The organism is Wolbachia endosymbiont (group B) of Athalia cordata (assembly GCF_947251845.1).
Taxonomy (GTDB): Bacteria; Pseudomonadota; Alphaproteobacteria; order Rickettsiales; family Anaplasmataceae; genus Wolbachia.
Map to the genome: position 1 here is coordinate 236,879 of NZ_OX366383.1, position 17,736 is coordinate 254,614.

At 34.9% G+C, this 17,736-nt stretch carries 10 protein-coding genes; 4 read left to right on the top strand and 6 right to left on the bottom strand.

The window, feature by feature from the left end; all coding sequences use genetic code 11:
- Positions 1–23: 23 nt before the first annotated feature.
- The 4 genes from OPR30_RS01255 to OPR30_RS01270 form a co-directional block, all read right to left on the bottom strand.
- On the bottom strand, positions 24–389 hold the full coding sequence (locus OPR30_RS01255; protein WP_226079535.1) for a hypothetical protein: 366 nt from the start codon (positions 387–389) through the stop codon (positions 24–26).
- Between the two features lie 101 nt (positions 390–490).
- Positions 491–1,873, bottom strand: coding sequence for a DUF350 domain-containing protein (locus OPR30_RS01260; RefSeq protein WP_265030905.1), 1,383 nt, complete (start codon positions 1,871–1,873; stop codon positions 491–493).
- 132 nt (positions 1,874–2,005) lie between these two features.
- Positions 2,006–3,001 (bottom strand): NAD(P)H-dependent flavin oxidoreductase, encoded by a 996-nt coding sequence (locus OPR30_RS01265; RefSeq protein WP_265030906.1) that lies wholly within the window; start codon positions 2,999–3,001, stop codon positions 2,006–2,008.
- Positions 3,002–3,006: 5 nt separating this feature from the next.
- Positions 3,007–3,528, bottom strand: coding sequence for a cytochrome b (locus tag OPR30_RS01270; protein ID WP_265030908.1), 522 nt, complete (start codon positions 3,526–3,528; stop codon positions 3,007–3,009).
- Between the two features lie 264 nt (positions 3,529–3,792).
- Between OPR30_RS01270 and OPR30_RS01275 the strand changes: the two genes are divergently transcribed.
- Positions 3,793–4,965, top strand: coding sequence for an NADH-quinone oxidoreductase subunit D (locus tag OPR30_RS01275; protein ID WP_265030909.1), 1,173 nt, complete (start codon positions 3,793–3,795; stop codon positions 4,963–4,965).
- 18 nt (positions 4,966–4,983) lie between these two features.
- Here the strand turns inward: OPR30_RS01275 and recJ are convergent, their stop codons facing one another.
- The gene (recJ, locus tag OPR30_RS01280) at positions 4,984–6,720 is read right to left on the bottom strand and encodes a single-stranded-DNA-specific exonuclease RecJ (protein ID WP_265030910.1); all 1,737 of its coding nucleotides are present in this window, start codon (positions 6,718–6,720) and stop codon (positions 4,984–4,986) included.
- Positions 6,721–7,386: 666 nt separating this feature from the next.
- Between recJ and miaB the strand changes: the two genes are divergently transcribed.
- The 3 genes from miaB to OPR30_RS01295 all read left to right on the top strand — a co-directional run bounded on the left by miaB (position 7,387) and on the right by OPR30_RS01295 (position 15,300).
- Positions 7,387–8,709 (top strand): tRNA (N6-isopentenyl adenosine(37)-C2)-methylthiotransferase MiaB, encoded by a 1,323-nt coding sequence (miaB, locus tag OPR30_RS01285; protein WP_265030912.1) that lies wholly within the window; start codon positions 7,387–7,389, stop codon positions 8,707–8,709.
- 436 nt (positions 8,710–9,145) lie between these two features.
- Positions 9,146–12,316 (top strand): isoleucine--tRNA ligase, encoded by a 3,171-nt coding sequence (gene ileS / locus OPR30_RS01290; protein ID WP_265030914.1) that lies wholly within the window; start codon positions 9,146–9,148, stop codon positions 12,314–12,316.
- Positions 12,317–12,360: 44 nt separating this feature from the next.
- Positions 12,361–15,300: a hypothetical protein gene (locus tag OPR30_RS01295; RefSeq protein ID WP_265030916.1), complete on the top strand. Its 2,940-nt coding sequence runs from the start codon at positions 12,361–12,363 to the stop codon at positions 15,298–15,300.
- Here OPR30_RS01295 and pheT read toward each other — a convergent pair.
- Entirely contained in the window at positions 15,297–17,636 is a 2,340-nt protein-coding gene (gene pheT / locus OPR30_RS01300) for a phenylalanine--tRNA ligase subunit beta (RefSeq protein ID WP_265030918.1), read from the bottom strand. The genes OPR30_RS01295 and pheT overlap by 4 nt on opposite strands.
- Between the last annotated feature and the right edge of the window lie 100 nt (positions 17,637–17,736).

Genomic DNA, 17,736 nt, shown 5'->3' on the forward strand with positions numbered 1-17,736 from the left:
TAATAAAGAATCATCTATCTTACTTAATCCTTATCTTCTTTTTTGTTATTGGATTGTAACTGTATGTCCTTTGCAAAGTTGAATTTTTCTTTCAGGTAATCTGTTGCCTTTTCTGTGCTTCCAAACATCATGATCAGTACGCCAAATATTATCATGAAAAAAATTAGGCCTCTGAACACTACTGCGAGTATCACTGTAGCTATACATAAACCTATAATTGTTGAGGGACTCATATTTTCTACAGTATCTTTAACTGAAAATGAAGAAATAAGTTCTTTCAACGTTCCTGGTATATTTTTCAATTCATCACTTGCTTTGCTAGAACACGACATGAAAATAAAACTTAACAGGGCTACAATAGCAAAAACTCTACCCAATTGAATATGCATCAGCTAAATACCTTTAAGATACTCCTCAAATGTAACAATTTTTACATCAATAGGCAAGAACCGAATTCACTTGCTCACCATAAGTAACTCATATTTAATTTTTACCACGCCGCAAGCTTTTTATCGTCAACAAGAGGACTCACATTAATGGATGTCAATTTACTTGACAGAATATTTGAACAAAATTCAGCAGCAGCTGCTGTAGCAAACACTGCAGCCACCACAAACAGTCCTGCTCCTACTAATCCTGATGTCATTGCTCCTGCAACAATGCACCCTATTGCTAAGAGAGCAGAACTTGTTACAAGTGCGACGTGAAGATTTTTGTTTTTGATTTTACTATTATTTTCATAATTGTTAGATAGCATTGTATCTCTTACCTTACTGCTTGTCATTGAGATCACACAATGAGGTGATAGCTGAGCTAGCCCTTCTTGAACTTTTTCAATCTTCTTATGATATTTAGAAGGGGATCTTCTTCCACTTGGCCCTTTGGGCCTTGTTTTGGTTGGATGTGCTAATTTTGTCTCTTCTTCATCTTCTGGTTGCAAACTATTATCTTCCTCAGCAGGGTTTAATTTTAAGTGTACACTTTCCTCAGATGAAATGCTTGTTACTGAAGTTAAGCTTTTCCTTCTGCTACTTGATGCCAAGCTAGATGAATTTATTCCGCTATCTAAATCACTACTACTACTGAGTTTAGAAGTATTTGCACCGCTTGGCACTTCTACAGCATTCACAGTTATATTAGGCTTTTCATTTTTTAAATCTTTACTATCAATCGAAAGATCAGATTGACTATTCAATTGTGATTGTGCGATCTCCTTTCTTGCTTGCGATTGTTTTGATGTAAGAATTGTTGAAGCATCATAACTATCTAAACTTCTCAAGGAATTATATGTTCCAGAGATTCCTATTCCACTTACACCCTTAGCTAAAGAATCCTTTTCCAGAGGATTAATACCTGAATTTTTGGGAATTTCAACTTCACCAGAAAGACTTTGTTTGTTAAATAGTTCCATAGCATTACCTTGTCTATCTTTTTGATTTTGAATAACGCTACTAGAATTATTTTTGTCACTGCTTTTATTAGTAATTCCTGTAATCTCTAAAATTATTTCTAATATTTTTTCTCTTCTTGTTGGTGATCCTTGTGATTGTTCTATTTCATTCTTAAATACTGGAAGTCCGACCTCTGATCCCATTACTTCTTTTTCCAATGCTGGAAGAAATTTCTCGGTGTAATAATTATAGTATTTTTGATATTCTTCTTGCTCTCTCAGTAATTTTTCTAATTGAATTAATACGTTAGGATCAGCTCCTTTGTTGAACAACTCTATGCATTTTGTGATAGTTCCATCTCCATTTTTTTTTGGACTTTGATTACTATGTGTTTTTTTTGTTACCTTTTTGTATATAGTATTGTACAATTGTTGATTAATATCTTCATTACTCTTCTGATGTTTTGCAAAAGGACTTAGCATAACATTTCTCCATATATAACAAAATGTATGAATACCTCTTTAGCGTTAATTTTACGTTAAAACTGGGCAGTTATGCCTTATTGCGGATAATTATAGCAATTTGCTAACTATTTTCTTTGCTGATTACTGATTTTACATTTCAACATAATTGCTTGCCTGTTGAACTAGCATATCTATTACTTCTTTTACAGGCTTTTCTCTATCAACCATGCCAACACTTTGACCGGCCATTAAAGATCCTGTTTCAACATCTCCATCAATTACTGCCCTTCTTAAGGCTCCAGCCCAGAACTTTTCTATTTCAAGCTGCCCATTTTCTTTTGAGATTTCTCCATTTTGATATTTATCAATAATGTCTCTTTGATGCTCCATAAAATCGTCACTTGCTTTGTTAACTATAGCCCTTACTGGAATTACAGGGAAATCAGCACTAATCTGCACAGAAGATACAGCATTACGCGCAGCTGATTTGATGAATACTTCTTTAAAATTTTTGTGAGCGATTGACTCATTCGTGCAGACAAATAATGTACCTATTTGACAGCCACTTGCTCCCATTTCTAGATAGTTCACTATCATTTCGCCTCTTCCTATTCCACCTGCGACAAACACTGGTATTTGTTCATTTTTAAAATGAGGCAATATCTCTTGTGCGAGAACAGAAGTGCTAACTGGACCTATGTGCCCACCTGCTTCCATTCCTTCTATTATTAACGCATCTACTCCCATTTTTACTAACCTTTTCGCGAGGCTTAATGCTGGTGCAAAACACATAACTTCAATGCCCGCACTCTTGATTTTTTCTATATTAGGCTTCGTTGGTAGTCCACCGGCAAGCACTATATGGCTTACTTTCGTTTCAATGCACACATCTATCAACTCACTCAACTTTGGGTGCATAGTAATTAGATTTACACCAAATGGTTTGTTAGTTAATTTCTGTGTCTCTATGATTTCTTTTTTCAGTAAGTCTGGAAACATTGCACCGCAAGCAATCACGCCAAATCCACCAGCATTTGAGATTGCTGAAACCAAATTTCTCTCTGAAACCCAGCTCATAGCACCACCCATTATGGCAAATTCACTACCAAGAAAATTCGTTCCTTTTTTCCAGAGGCTATTTAACATACAACCTATATCATACGTTTAAAAATGTTTTGTTTATCTATAAATGTGTGTTTTAAAGCACCAATTATATGCAAGGCTATAAAGAGTATCATAAAATATGCAAGTATCGAATGTAGCTGATTAGCTACGCTAGCTAGCTCTTTGTTTTCATTGATTAACAAAGGGATGTGAAAAAAATATTTGATCTCTTTGCTAGAAGCAGAAGACATGACATAACCAGATAGTGGCATTAGCACCATCAAAGCATATAAACCAAAGTGTATCGTTTTGCTCGCATTGATTACAAATCGAGAAAAATTGGCTGGTAATGGCGGAACATAAGTAAAGACGCGAAAAAATATACGTACTATAATTAATCCAAGAACGGTGATACCACAAGCCTTATGAATAGCGTATATGCTGAATTTAATTTCACTGCTAATCGGCAAACTTTTCATGTACAGCCCAGAACAAAGCATGCCAATAATAAAAGCAGACATTAACCAATGAATGATCCTTAAACCTAAACTATATTTATTGTCTTTCATTAATTTTGATTACTCTAAAGTAGAATTTATATAGTAGAAAACTATTTCTCAATCAAAATTATCTATACATAATTTCGCTGCCTTGATCAACATAAGTGCAATAATTGTATGTGACACATAAACATTGTCTATCAGATCATGAAGAAGTGGTGAAGTTTTTGAGAGTTTTTCTATTGTAACGATGAGTTATAGCTTGTACAAGAAGCCTATTGACTTTAAGCACATTTTACCCTATACAATTCCAATACCTTAAGCTACCAAAGCATGCCTGATCTAAAGACAATGATGCTAAATTTTGGTCCTCAGCACCCAGCTGCACATGGGGTGCTACGACTTGTTTTAGAGATGGATGGTGAAGTGATCGAGAGAGCAGACCCCCATATTGGGCTTTTGCACCGTGGCACTGAAAAATTGATAGAACATAAAACATATCTTCAAGCTCTGCCTTATTTTGACCGCCTTGATTATGTGTCGCCAATGTCACAAGAGCATGCATATTCGTTGTGTGTAGAGAAATTGTTGCAATGTGAAATTCCAATTAGAGCAAAATATTTGCGTGTTTTGTTTTGTGAGCTGACAAGAATACTAAATCATTTACTAAATATATCTTCTCAAGCACTTGATGTTGGGGCGATGACTCCTCTTTTATGGCTCTTTGAAGAGAGAGAAAAAATACTCGAGTTCTATGAAAGGGCCTCAGGTGCAAGATTTCACGCAGCTTATATAAGGCCAGGTGGACTTGCAGCAGATATCCCAGAAGGTTTGATTGAAGATATTGCAAAATTTATAGAGCAATTTCCAAAGTATATAGATGATGTTGATGAACTTTTAACGGAAAATAGGATATGGAAGCAACGCACTGTAGGAATTAGTGAAATATCAATAAAACAGGCGCTTGATTGGGGCTTTAGTGGACCAATGCTACGTGCTGCTGGGCTTGCTTGGGATCTGCGAAAAAGCCAGCCATATGAGATATATGATCAGCTAGATTTTGATATACCAATTGGCCAAAATGGTGACTGTTATGACCGTTATTTAGTAAGAATGGCGGAGATTAGGCAATCTATCAGCTTGGTGAAGCAATGCGTAGAGAAGATACCTGAAGGGCCAATAAAAACTGAAGATAGAAAAATTTCTCCACCGCCAAGAGCAGAAATGAAAGAATCTATGGAGGCTATGATTCATCATTTTAAGCTTTATTCAGAAGGATATAGTGTACCAGAAGGTGAAGCTTACACAGCTGTTGAGGCACCAAAAGGTGAGTTTGGAGTATATATAGTTTCAGATGGTACCAATAGACCTTATAGATGTCGAATAAGAGCACCTGGCTTTGCGCATTTACAAGCCTTAGACTTCATGGCAAAAGGACATATGCTTGCTGATATTGCAGCAATTATCGGTTCACTCGATATAGTCTTTGGTGAGATTGACAGGTAATTATTGTAAAATAGTAACTCAACTAATGGTCAATACATCCTCTATTAAAAACTGCACAAATTCATTTCCATTCCAATAATTCATAGAGATTTTACCTAAAATTGATTTAACATTTCCCTGCATGATAGCAGAGCCAAGCTCAGTATTTGCACAGCGAAACGCAATAGCTTTTACCATAACATTATCATCAGCAATAAAACATTTTATATGATCAACTCCTATAACTTCCGGCTTTCTTATCTTTGCTCCTTGGATGATAAATCTCGGTTCAGGATTGCCAACACCAAATGGCTCTAAGCGTTGCAATTGATTCCACAGGGATAAGTTTATTGCTTTAGCTGTTACTATACCATCAGCTTTTATGATTTTGTCATTTGTAGAGTTTGCAAATCTTTCAGTAAAGAAATCATGTAGATCACTTATTTTATCTTCCTTAATCGAAAATCCTGCTGCCATACTGTGACCACCACCTTCAATGATTAGGTTGGTAAATTTTGCAGAAAGAACCGCAGCACCAATATCTACCCCAGAAATTGATCTGCAGCTTGCTTTTCCTATTCCATTATTTAAAGATATTACTATCGTTGGTAAGTGAAATTGCTCCTTTAGTCTTGATGCAATTATACCAATTATTCCCTGGTGCCAGTTGCCACTTACCATTATAAAATTTACACCTAATTGTGCAAATTTTCCTGCTTGTGTTGTAGCTTCCAAAATAGCCTCATTTTCTAGCATTTTTCTTGCATTATTTAAATCTATTAATTTTAGCGCGATTGAATGTGCATCATCATCATCGGTGGAAAGCAACCTTGCACCGAGCGATGCTTCTCCAATTCTTCCTCCGGCATTTATGCACGGTCCAATGCTAAACCCTAATCGTGAAACACTTGGTTTTTCAAGGATTCCCAAAGCGTCAAACAAAACACGTAAGCCAACATTTTTTCTTGCTGACATAACTTTTAATCCTTGTAAAACAAAAGCCCTATTTAGGCCTGTAATCTGCATAACATCGCAAACAGTTCCAAGAGCAACCAAATCCAGTAGATCAAATAAATCTGGTTCTTTTTTGTTGGTAAAAAATCCTTGCTCACGTAGGCTTCTATTAAGAGCAACAATTAGCAGAAATGACACTCCAACTGCTGCAAGATTAGTATAAGGAGAGCTCTCATCAAGGCGGTTGGGATTAACAACTGCTACAGCACTTGGTAATTTTTCTGTTCCAAGGTGATGGTCGACAACTATAATATCAAGTCCAAAGACTTTTGCATCTTCTATTGGTTGATATGCAAGCGTACCGCAATCAACAGAAATACATAAATCAATACCATTCTTTTTAAGTTGTAATAAAGCATCTGTGTTCAATCCATAGCCCTCATCAACACGATCTGGAATATAGATTATAGAGTGTGTCCCAATCGCTCTTAGGTACCTATTAATCAATGCTGATGACGTTGCACCATCAACATCGTAATCACCAAATATTGCAATATTCTCATTATTGTTTATTGCTTTTATTATGTGAGAAACAGCTTTATCCATATCAAGGAGGTGAAAGGGATCTGGTAATAGCGATCTGATTAGTGGGTGTAAGAAGTCATGTGCATTTTCTATGTTAACACCACGAGCAACTAATATTCTTGCTAATATTTCTGGCAACTCAAATCTCTGTATAAGAGTAAAAATCTCCCTTTGATCTGCTTCTTGTAACTTCCACAGTGCATTTGTTATGCTGCGTTTTTCAATATCAAGTAGCATATTTTTTGTAAATAAAACTACTTTACCAGAACTTTTACGCTTGTTCTATAATTGTGTTAGACTTCTGTATAACCTAAAGAAAGATATAGGAGAGTGTCACTCGAAAGGAATCACATTTATTTTGACAAAGAGCATCTGTAAAATCTGATACTTCTTCTTGCATAACATGCTCTTTAATTAGTATTATATCTATATTAGCATATAAGTGTGAATATTATATTAGTGTAATTACTTTTTGGTATACATGACAAATTTATGCCTGGAAACAGTTTTTGGTTACTCAAACCTTTTCTACCTTTATTTCATATTCTTTAAAGTATTTTTTGCACTTTCTTTATAAAAACCATAGGTACCAATCGGTTTTTAGCTTAAGAATAAAGGTTAAGTATCTGGAATTCTGGACATAAAATCCTCCTGAAAGATTAGAAAGAAAATGCAGCGCACATACAACAGAATTTGAACACGTGCTGAAAAAGATACACTACGTTTTTTTTTGAAAAATTGACTGAAAAGTCTGCAGACGAAGATAGATTTTTGAGCTCTTAAAATACCTCTACTGTTAGAGTAAGGAAAGCGAGAAGGTTTGTCAAGCAATCTTTATTGGCTGTTGTACTAGAATTCAGTTTTTCGTATAATTTGCTAGAATTTGTGTGAAGAATTTTAAATATGAAAGGCCTATATATTAAAACTTACGGCTGTCAGATGAACGTTTATGACTCCATTTTAATGGAGAATATAGTTAAGCCTTTAGGGTTCAACGTTGTTAGTGATGTAGAACAAGCTGATTTGGTGATATTGAATACTTGTCATATTAGAGAAAAGGCAGCAGAAAAGCTTTACTCAGAGCTTGGAAGAATCCATTCATCACAAAAAAATAAGGAAATGACCATAGTGGTGGCTGGATGTGTAGCGCAAGCAGAGGGAGAAGAAGTGTTCAGAAGGGTTCCTTTTGTTGATATTGTTGTTGGTCCGCAGAGTATTTCTGCTTTACCGGAGTTAATAGTCAAAGCAAGCAGAAGTAAAGGTCATGTAATAAATACTGATTTTCCAGAAGTTGCGAAGTTTGATAAATTGCCAGATGAATGCTATGGCAATAGCCAGGGTTCTTCTGCGTTTCTTGCCATACAAGAAGGTTGTGATAAATTTTGTACGTTTTGTGTGGTACCATATACACGCGGGGCTGAGTATTCACGACCAGTAAATGAAATATTCCGTGAAACATTGAAGTTAGTTGCAAATGGGGCAAGGGAAATCAATTTGCTCGGTCAAAATGTTAATGCTTATCATGGAGAGTGCGAAGGAGAGGTGTGGGATTTAGGAAAATTAATTAGTCACATTGCTAAAATTGAAAAGCTAGAAAGAATCCGCTACACAACTTCTCATCCAAGAGATATGCACGAATCTCTCTACTTGGTACATGCGGAGGAATCAAAACTCATGCCGTTTGTTCACCTACCTGTGCAGTCAGGTTCGAATAAAATATTGCATGCAATGAATAGAAAACACACGGCAGAGGAATATTTGGGAATAATAGACAGATTGCGCAAATTGAAACCTGAAATTGAATTTTCTTCTGATTTTATCGTTGGCTTTCCTGGAGAAACTGAAAAAGATTTTGAAAAAACTATGAAATTAGTAGAAAAAATAAAATATGCTCAGGCTTATAGTTTTAAATATAGCCCAAGGCCAGGAACGCCAGGGGCGGAAAGAAAAGATCAAGTACCAGAAGAGGTTAAAACAGAGCGCCTTCTTCGTTTACAGAAATTAATTAGTGAACAACAACTTGAATTTAACCAGAGTATGATAGGCAAAACTGTATCTGTTCTATTCAGTGATAAAAAAGGTAAACACCAAAATCAAATTATTGGTAAAAGCCCATACATGCAATCAGTATGCGTTGATGATCCTGACGATAAATACAAAGATAAAATAGTAAATGTAAGGATATTGGAAGCTCGGCAAAATAGTTTGTTGGGATGCGCTGCCTAATTAGAGAAAAGTGCTCCTATGCTCTCATGTAGAAGCACTTTGTGTGTTTTTATAAGTTTATAAGCTATCTAGATTTAATCCTTAAGGGACTACAACTCTCTGTTACGCAATCATATGAGACTTGATATAATAGATTTGCGGGATTTTTTTTCTTTTCCCACTGATAGTGTACTTTTTCAACCTTTCCAGAATTATTATATTCATAAGAAAGCGATCTCCAAATAACGCTGCTTTTACTATTATTTTTGTTAGCATCGTGAAATTTCTGATAAGGCCAACTGTTATTGTCTTTATTCATCTTTAACTTAAGTAAATAAGTCTGATTTATTAATATGCTGTATAATAATGTCAATACCTATCAATGTTTATAGAAACAGAGTTTTTGGATTTGTAATTTTCCAGAAAGCTCTATATTCTTTGATTTTATCCAGTTAAAATGAATATGAAGTATTATCCTGATACAAGCAGCAGTCCTGATTTTTCATTGCTAGAAAAGGAAATCATAAAATTTTGGCAGGAAAATAAAATTTTTGAGCAGTCAGTCGAGAAACGTTCCAAGGATCATTGTTTTGTATTTTATGATGGGCCTCCGTTTGCAAATGGACTTCCGCATTACGGACACTTGCTTACTGGTTTTATAAAAGATGCATTTGCAAGATATCAAACTATGCTGCAAAAAAGGGTTGAACGCAGATTTGGTTGGGATTGCCATGGGCTACCGGCTGAGATGGGCGCGGAAAAGGAACTTAGAATATCTGGTAGAACTGAGATAGAGAAATTTGGCATTGAAAAATTTAATAATAATTGCCGTACTTCTGTGATGAAATTTTCATCAGAATGGGAGAAGTATGTAAATAGACAAGCAAGATGGGTAGATTTTCACAATGACTATAAGACTATGGATAAGTCATTCATGGAGTCGGTCATGTGGGCATTTAAGCAGCTTTATGATAAAGGTCTGGTGTATGAATCAATACGCGTTGTTCCCTATAGCTGGGCGTGCGAAACTCCACTCTCTAATTTTGAAACAAGGCTTGATAATGCATATAGAGAAAAAATTAGCAAAGCTGTAACTGTTGCTTTTGAACTTTTAGAAAATCCAAAGCAATTTAAACAAAAATGTAGATTACTTGCTTGGACTACAACGCCTTGGACGTTGCCGAGCAATCTTGCACTGGCAGTAGGGGAGGATATTGAGTATTGTATGGTGTTAGTAAATGGTGAAGTCTGCATCTTTGCTGAAAGTTATTTAGAGAAATTTGTCAGCCACTGTGAACAAAGCAATATTCAATATGAAAACTGTAATACAAAACTTAAAGCGAGTGATCTTGCAGGTCTTTCCTATAAACCACTGTTTGATTACTTTAAAGATACAAAAAATGCGTTCCGTGTTTTCATTGCTGATTATGTTACAGGAGAAGATGGTACTGGTGTTGTGCACACTGCTCCTGGATTTGGTGAAGAAGATTTTTACCTTTGCCAAAGCCATGATATTCGAGCTGTTTGTCCAGTTGATAACGCTGGAAAATTTACTACTGAAGTTTCAGATTTGGCAGGAGTTCATGTTTTTGATGCCAATGATACAGTAATCAAGAAATTAAAAAGGCAGGGGAGCTGGTTTAAAACTGAGCAATATATTCACAATTATCCACACTGCTGGAGAACTGACACTCCTTTAATCTACCGCACTATGCCTTCTTGGTATGTTGCCGTTACAAAATTCAAAAGCAGAATGGTAGAGCTAAATAAGAGAGTTAATTGGATACCAAACCACATTAGAGATGGTCAATTTGGAAAATGGCTTGAAGGAGCGCGCGACTGGTCTATTTCACGCAATCGATTCTGGGGTACTCCAATTCCTGTGTGGAAATCAGACGATGCAAAATATCCAAGAGTGGATGTGTATGGCTCAATAGCAGAACTAGAGCGAGACTTTAATGTTAAGATAGATGACTTGCACAGACCGTTTATCGATACTTTGACGAGACCAAATCCTGATGATCCAACAGGAAAATCAGTTATGCGTCGTGTGCCTGATGTGTTTGATTGTTGGTTTGAGTCTGGCTCGATGCCGTTCGCGCAAGTTCACTATCCGTTTGAAAATAAAGAATGGTTCGAGAAAAATTTCCCTGCGGATTTTATCACTGAATATATAGCACAAACAAGAGGATGGTTCTATACGCTTTTTGTGCTTTCCACTGCTTTATTTGACAGTGAGCCATTTAAGAACTGCATATGCCACGGTGTGGTTCTTGATGTGAAAGGGCAGAAATTATCCAAACGTCTGAATAATTATGCGGACCCAATGGAAGTGTTTGACAAATATGGTTCTGATGCGCTGCGTTTTCTTATGCTGTCTGGTTCCATTGTCTGCGGTGGTAATTTACTACTCGACAAAGAAGGAAATTTAGTGCGTGATGTTCTGAAAAACGTAATAAAACCTATTTGGAACAGTTATCACTTTTTTACTATGTATGCAAATGCAGATGGAATTAAAGCTGAGATTTGTAGGGATTATCAGAATACTATTGATTGCTACATGATTTCAAAATGTTTTGAAGCTGTGGAAGGTATGCGAGCTTCTATGAACAACTATAACTCTCAGGAAGCTTGCAAAATCTTGACAGATTTTTTTGAAGTGCTAAATAATTGGTATATTCGTCGCAGTCGCGAGCGTTTTTGGAAAAGTGACTTAGATCAAGATAAAACCGACGCTTATAATGTTCTGTACACAGTTTTTTATTACATGCTTCGAGCTGCAGCTCCTTTGTTGCCAATCATAACAGAGACTATATGGCAAGGGCTTCAGTACAAAGAAACATCTGTTCATTTGGCTGATTTTCCACAATCAGATAGATATGACAGTGAACTCATTGCCAAGATGGATTTGGTAAGGGAAATATGTAACTCTGCATTATCCATCAGAAATACGTTTAATATACGCATCAGGCAGCCACTTGGCAGTATGACCATTTATCATAGGTCTTCCTGCGATTTCCTTGAAAATGAATATCAAGAGATAATAAGAGATGAGGTAAATGTAAAAAAATTAGAATTAGTAAACAGACTTGAAGATATTGCATCACTAGAGCTAAAACTAAATTTTCCGCTACTTGGTAAGAAGATTGCAGATAAAATCAAGAAACTAGTTCAATATGTCAAAGAAGAAAAGTGGAAGCAAATTGAGAATGAGCAAATATTTCTGGGGGATGAAACAGAGAACTATACTATAGAAAAAGGTGAATATGAACTATTGTTAAAAGCAAACAGTGAATATTCTTCTGTATTTGATAACAATAAAGGGATTGTTGTTCTGAGTACTGAGCTCAATGACGAACTAATTCTAGAAGGACTTGCAAGAGATGTTTTGAGGCTTATTCAAGAAACTAGAAAACAAGCTGATTTTCATATATCAGATAGAATTAGAGTAACAATAAAAACAGAAGATGAAAAAATTAAGGAAGCAATAAATACATGGGTTGAATATATAAAAGAGCAGACTCTTGCCTTATCTTTGGACATTAATAAAGAGATCGAAGCCGATTTCTATTCTAAGGAATACCAAGGTTTGACAGTTGGTATTAAGTTAATAAAGTTGCAAAGTTAGTAATGTTTATGCTATACTTAGATTGCTTAGGGTAAGGTAATAATATGAATCAAGTTGTTGCAGATAGCCATAAAGAAATTGTTGATTTAAACAACAATAGTGATGGTTTAGGTAAAGTAGAATCTATTTCCAATGTTGCTTTGGAAGAGGAAGAAGAGTTTTTTGATGCTGTAAGTAAGCAGGATTGGTTAACTGATTTTAATATCCCACTCAGTATATTTCATTATAAAGGTTATAATTCTGACTTTTTTACCTCCTGGTATAATATGTCAAGCGAAATATTGAAAGAGATAAACAGAGCTTGCCCAGAGAAGAAAGTATTAAATTTAGCTCTGTCAGTTTTAATGCTCCCTTATATTGCTTTTACTGCACTGGGGTTAGTCATATACAGTAGATTTAAAGCAAATAGCAAGACACAAGAAGGTGTAGTGGAAGATAAGACAAAAAAGAGTGAAACAGGTGTGCCAAAAAGATTGGCATATAGCGCTCTTGCTGCAATGGCAATTTTTGTTAATGTGACTGTGCTTGTAGCCTTAATCGTTCCTGCAACAGTTGCTTTGGCTACTTTTTATCTTTTAAATAGAGAGTTAGTCCATTCTTTAGTTACTGTTCTTAAAATAAGTACGGGGCAGTATTCTAATAAGCACCAAAATATTGAGGTATCTTTTCATGAGAAGGGAAATCCTGGACCAAATATTGCGTGGGATATGGAAATAAAATTTCCACCACAATTTAAACGATTACTTAGAGACTTATGTGAGAATGAAAATAATAAGTGGTTTAATGTGACACGAGATTCAGAGCATAATACCATACTGAAATTATCAGCTAATATCAATTTAAAAAATGGTCTTCAGCCCTTGCGTAATGAGATCGGAAGTGTAATTGCAACTTCGATTCAAGAATGCGCAAGAACTATGGAAGAGCTGGTGAATCTAGAAAAGAAAGATATTACACATGATAAACTGAAGGAATTATTGAGTAAATTCAGGCTGAAAGTGGTGAGTAGCATAGATTCTAAGTTGACAACTCACTTAATAGAAAATGCTTATCAAGTTGCTTTTATACAAGCAATTAAGTTTCAGCAAAATAGACGGGGAAAAGATTTTTCACTGGAGGATGAGCTAAAAAATACTTTAGTGAAACAGAAATTAGAAAGTCAAGGTAAGGAATTACCAAATGAGAAAGAAGTGATAATCAAAGATTTGAAAGAACTAAAAATAAAGGAGTCACTTAATTTGACTGATGAAGATGATCGGCTAGAGTCCCTTATGAAAGTAGATGATATAAGTGATGATGCACTTCCTGTATTTAAAGCAGAATGGGAACGGCTTAAAGAAGAAGGGAAAATAGCTGGGAGGGCAATTATTGATGTTTATGAGGATATAAATCCTGAAAAAACAGAAGAAGCTCTAAATAATGCTAAAAAAGGAATTGAGGATTTAAAGAAAAAAGGAGAAGAAAGATATACTAAGATACATAAAGAACTGAAAAAAGTATATGATGAAGAAAAAAATAACTTCACAAACGATAATTTAGAAAAGAAATTAAAAGATTTTTTAGAAGAGGAGGGACCAGATGGGATACACGAAAAATTGAAAAAAATATTTAAGGATATAAAAGAGAATAACTCAACATATGGTGTTTTAGAAAGCAAATTAAGAGGTTTTTTAAAAGAAGCAGGAGAAGATAAGGGACATGAAAAATTGAAAGGAATATACGAGATTATAAAAAAGAATAGCTTAGCGGAGGATAATTTAAGAAGAAGATTAGAAGGTCTTTTTAAGTTCGAATATGATAATCAAGAAGTTAAGCGAAGACTAGTAAAATCAGTAATGAGAAAAGCAAAGGGTGAGTTAAGCCTGTTAGGAATATTAAGCTTAATAGACCAGTTTCGAGATTTAGAAGAGGAGATAGAAGGTTCTTTGAATGGGGAAAGTTTAGAAGAAGCTTCAGGTAAAGTGAATGATTTTATAGCAAAGATGTATTTAGAAATAACGAAATGTAAAATGCAAAATTTATTTAAAGGTCAAGCAAAGGGTATAGAGAATTCATGTAAGTTATTAGAAAGGGAGGCAACAGATCTAGTAGAAAAGATTAATTCACATCGAGTGAGAATTGCAGAATGCTTAGATCAACCTATATCGTTAAGAGAAGTAATAGAAGAAAGTAAGGATTTAAATAAGTACTTAAAATATGAGCAAGAGAGAAGAGGAGAAAAGCATCCAAATACAAAGCTAGTACAGAAGCACTTAGAAAATAACAAAGAAATTCTAAAAACATTAGAACAGTTGAAATTGGAAGAAAAAGGATTATTGATAAATGAAAAAACAATAAATGATTATAGAGAAGAACTAGAATCTCGTGAAAAAATAAAATTTGCAATAATAGAAGATGATTTACTGAAGGCGTTCGAGCATGGAACTTTTAACGAAAAAGCAGTTAAGAAGGTATTAGAGGAAGCGGAACTTGAATACTATTTGGCAGAAAAGTGCATAAAAACTCCTATTATTAAAATAAAAAATAATATCAAACACTTTTGTCAAGATTTATTGTCTCCTCTAGTAGATAGATTAGCAAATCTTATAATAAATAATGTACCAAAAGATAATGAGAGTGGTTTGTGGAGGATTTGGAACTCTCTCAAAGTTGGTTTTAATTATAATGTGATTGGATGGTCAGCTACTGTAAACAAAGATAATAGCACAGAAGGGAAAGCATTGAGTGTGGCACATGATACTCATAAGGAAGTAGAGACATTTCTTCAATGTCTCAAGTCAAGTTATGAAGAATTTGGAGCTTTGTTGGGCAATTTATTTTCTGATGATGGAACGACATTTAAAAATGATGTATGGCCTAAAGTAGAAGAGCATTTGCATGGAATGTGGGATAGGTTTTTCAAGGATATTGAATTCAAGATAGGGAATAAATTGGATGAAGTAAACGTGACACAGCAAAATCAGGAAACGGCGATTACGGCTTAATGATGAGCTCTCAAAGTTCCTTCAGTATTTTCACACACTAAGTTTACTATCATATTTGATTCTTTTTGGATTTCCTCTTCAGTTAAAGTGTGAGTTGGAGAGCAGAAAGTAACTGAAAATGCTATAGACATCTTATTCGATTCTATATTGTTTCCATGATATACATCAAATATCAAAACTTCTGTGATGAGCTCTGAGCTTTTTTTCACCATATTGATTATACTGCCTGCTGCTACATCTTTATTTACAATAAATGCAAAGTCGCGTTTTACACTTTGATATTTATAATCGATAAATTTTTTTCTACTTATAGGTAAATTTTCGATATTTTCTAATATCAACTCAAAGCCTACAATTTTTTGTTTGATGTTAAAAAAATCCAATATACTCGGATGCAATTCTCCAAAATAACCAACTATTTTACTTCTAAAAGATAAGGAGCCTGATTTTCCTGGGTGATAATATTCTTTTTCTGCTCTCTCTATTGCTAAATTATCACAATTGACATTAAAAAGTTCCAAAGCTGTTATGAGGTCAGCCTTTGCGTCAAAAATATCTATTTTTCTATCAGTGTTATAGTGGTTTTTCGGCGAATTATTTCCTGATCTAATTCCACTTAAAACGTACTTAGACTGAGCCTCACCATTATAAATTGGTCCAATTTCAAAAATTGCGAGATCAGATATCCCGTGAGCAATATTATCTGCAGTGACTTGCAACAAATTTGGTATGACACTTGGCCTCATTATATTGAAGTTATTATTAAATGGATTATCGATAATGAATAACTTATTCAAGTAACCAAACTTTTCAGCTGTTGATTCACTCATAAAAGACCAAGTTATCACTTCATGAAACCCTCTGCTTGCCATTAAAATGCGCAAATCATCTTGTGTCTCTTCTTCTACTGTAACGTCTTCTGCTAGTTGCTCTTCCTTTATTTTATCATAGCCGTATATTCTTACTACCTCTTCAACTAGGTCAGCAGGTATGGTTATGTCTGGTCTCCAGCTTGGTACATGTACGCTCCAATTATTTTCAGTTCTTTTATCAATACTAAACCCTAATTTTGTTAAAATATCGAATACCTCATTAGGTGATGCAGATACACTTCCAAGTTTGTTTGCATCTTGATAATCAAAATTTATCTTGGTATCAGCCTTATTCAAATTGCCAGCAGACACTATGCTTGACACTTCTCCGCCACATAAATCCAAAATCATTTTGGCTGCAAGATTGAGTCCATCAAGGGTAAATTCAGGGTCAATTGAACGTGCAAATCTGTAACTTGAGTCTGTGGAGATGCCTAGCTGCCTTGAAGATTTAGTGATGGAGATGGGGTCAAACCAAGCAGACTCTAAAAAGATATCAGTAGTTTCAAGTGTACATTCGCTATACTTGCTGCCCATAATTCCAGCAATTCCATGAACATTTTTATCATCAGAAATAACTCTTATTTCTTTATTTAATGAATATTCTTTACCATTTAAACCAATAAATTTTTTTCCATCATTTGCTTTGCATACTATGAGCTCACCTTCTATTTTCTTTGCATCATATGCGTGCATTGGGCGGCCAAAAGATATCATGATGTAATTAGTAATATCAACTATTGCAGAAATGGAGCGCATTCCTATCGATTCCAAATTATCTTTTAACCATTTTGGGCTTTCTTTATTTTTTACATTGGTGATGTATATTCCACTAATAAAGCTCTCCCCGTCAGTAACTTTGACGTTTACTGGTGAATTTATAGAGCAGGCAAGTTGTGGAATGTTTAAAGCCTTTAACGTTCCAATTCCAGTTGCTGCTAAATCTCGAGCTATTCCATATACGCCTAAGCAATCTCCACGGTTTGGGGTGATGTTTATGTCAATTACAGGATCGCAATTGAAAAATTTATCTCCTGTTTTATAATCATCAGAAAGTTCAATTATTCCCTCACTTTCCTCTTGAGTGAGCGCAAGTTCGAAAGCAGAGCAGAGCATCCCTTCACTTAGCACTCCTCGTATTTTTGTAGGCTTAATTGTAAAGTCGCTTTCTGGCAATGTGCTACCAAGAGATGCAAGTACAGTCTTCATGCCTTCTTTAACATTTTTTGCTCCGCAGACTATCTGCAGAACTTTACTTCCATCATTTACTTTACATAATTTTAATTTATCAGCATTTGGATGAGGTGCGATTTCTAATACTTTTGCAACAACAAATCCAGCTAATTTGGTATTATCTACTATATCTTCGACTTCCAATCCTATGTGAGTTAGCTTACCAGTAATTTCTTCTAAATTGGCATTAGTTTCTAAGTACTCTAGTAACCAAGATAATGTGAACTTCATTTATCTAACAAGAAACAAAAATTCATAGTAATGTAAAATGTGATGTTTTTAAAGTTTGTTGTAATAAGTGGCTTCTATATTGCAAGAAACAACAGAGAAG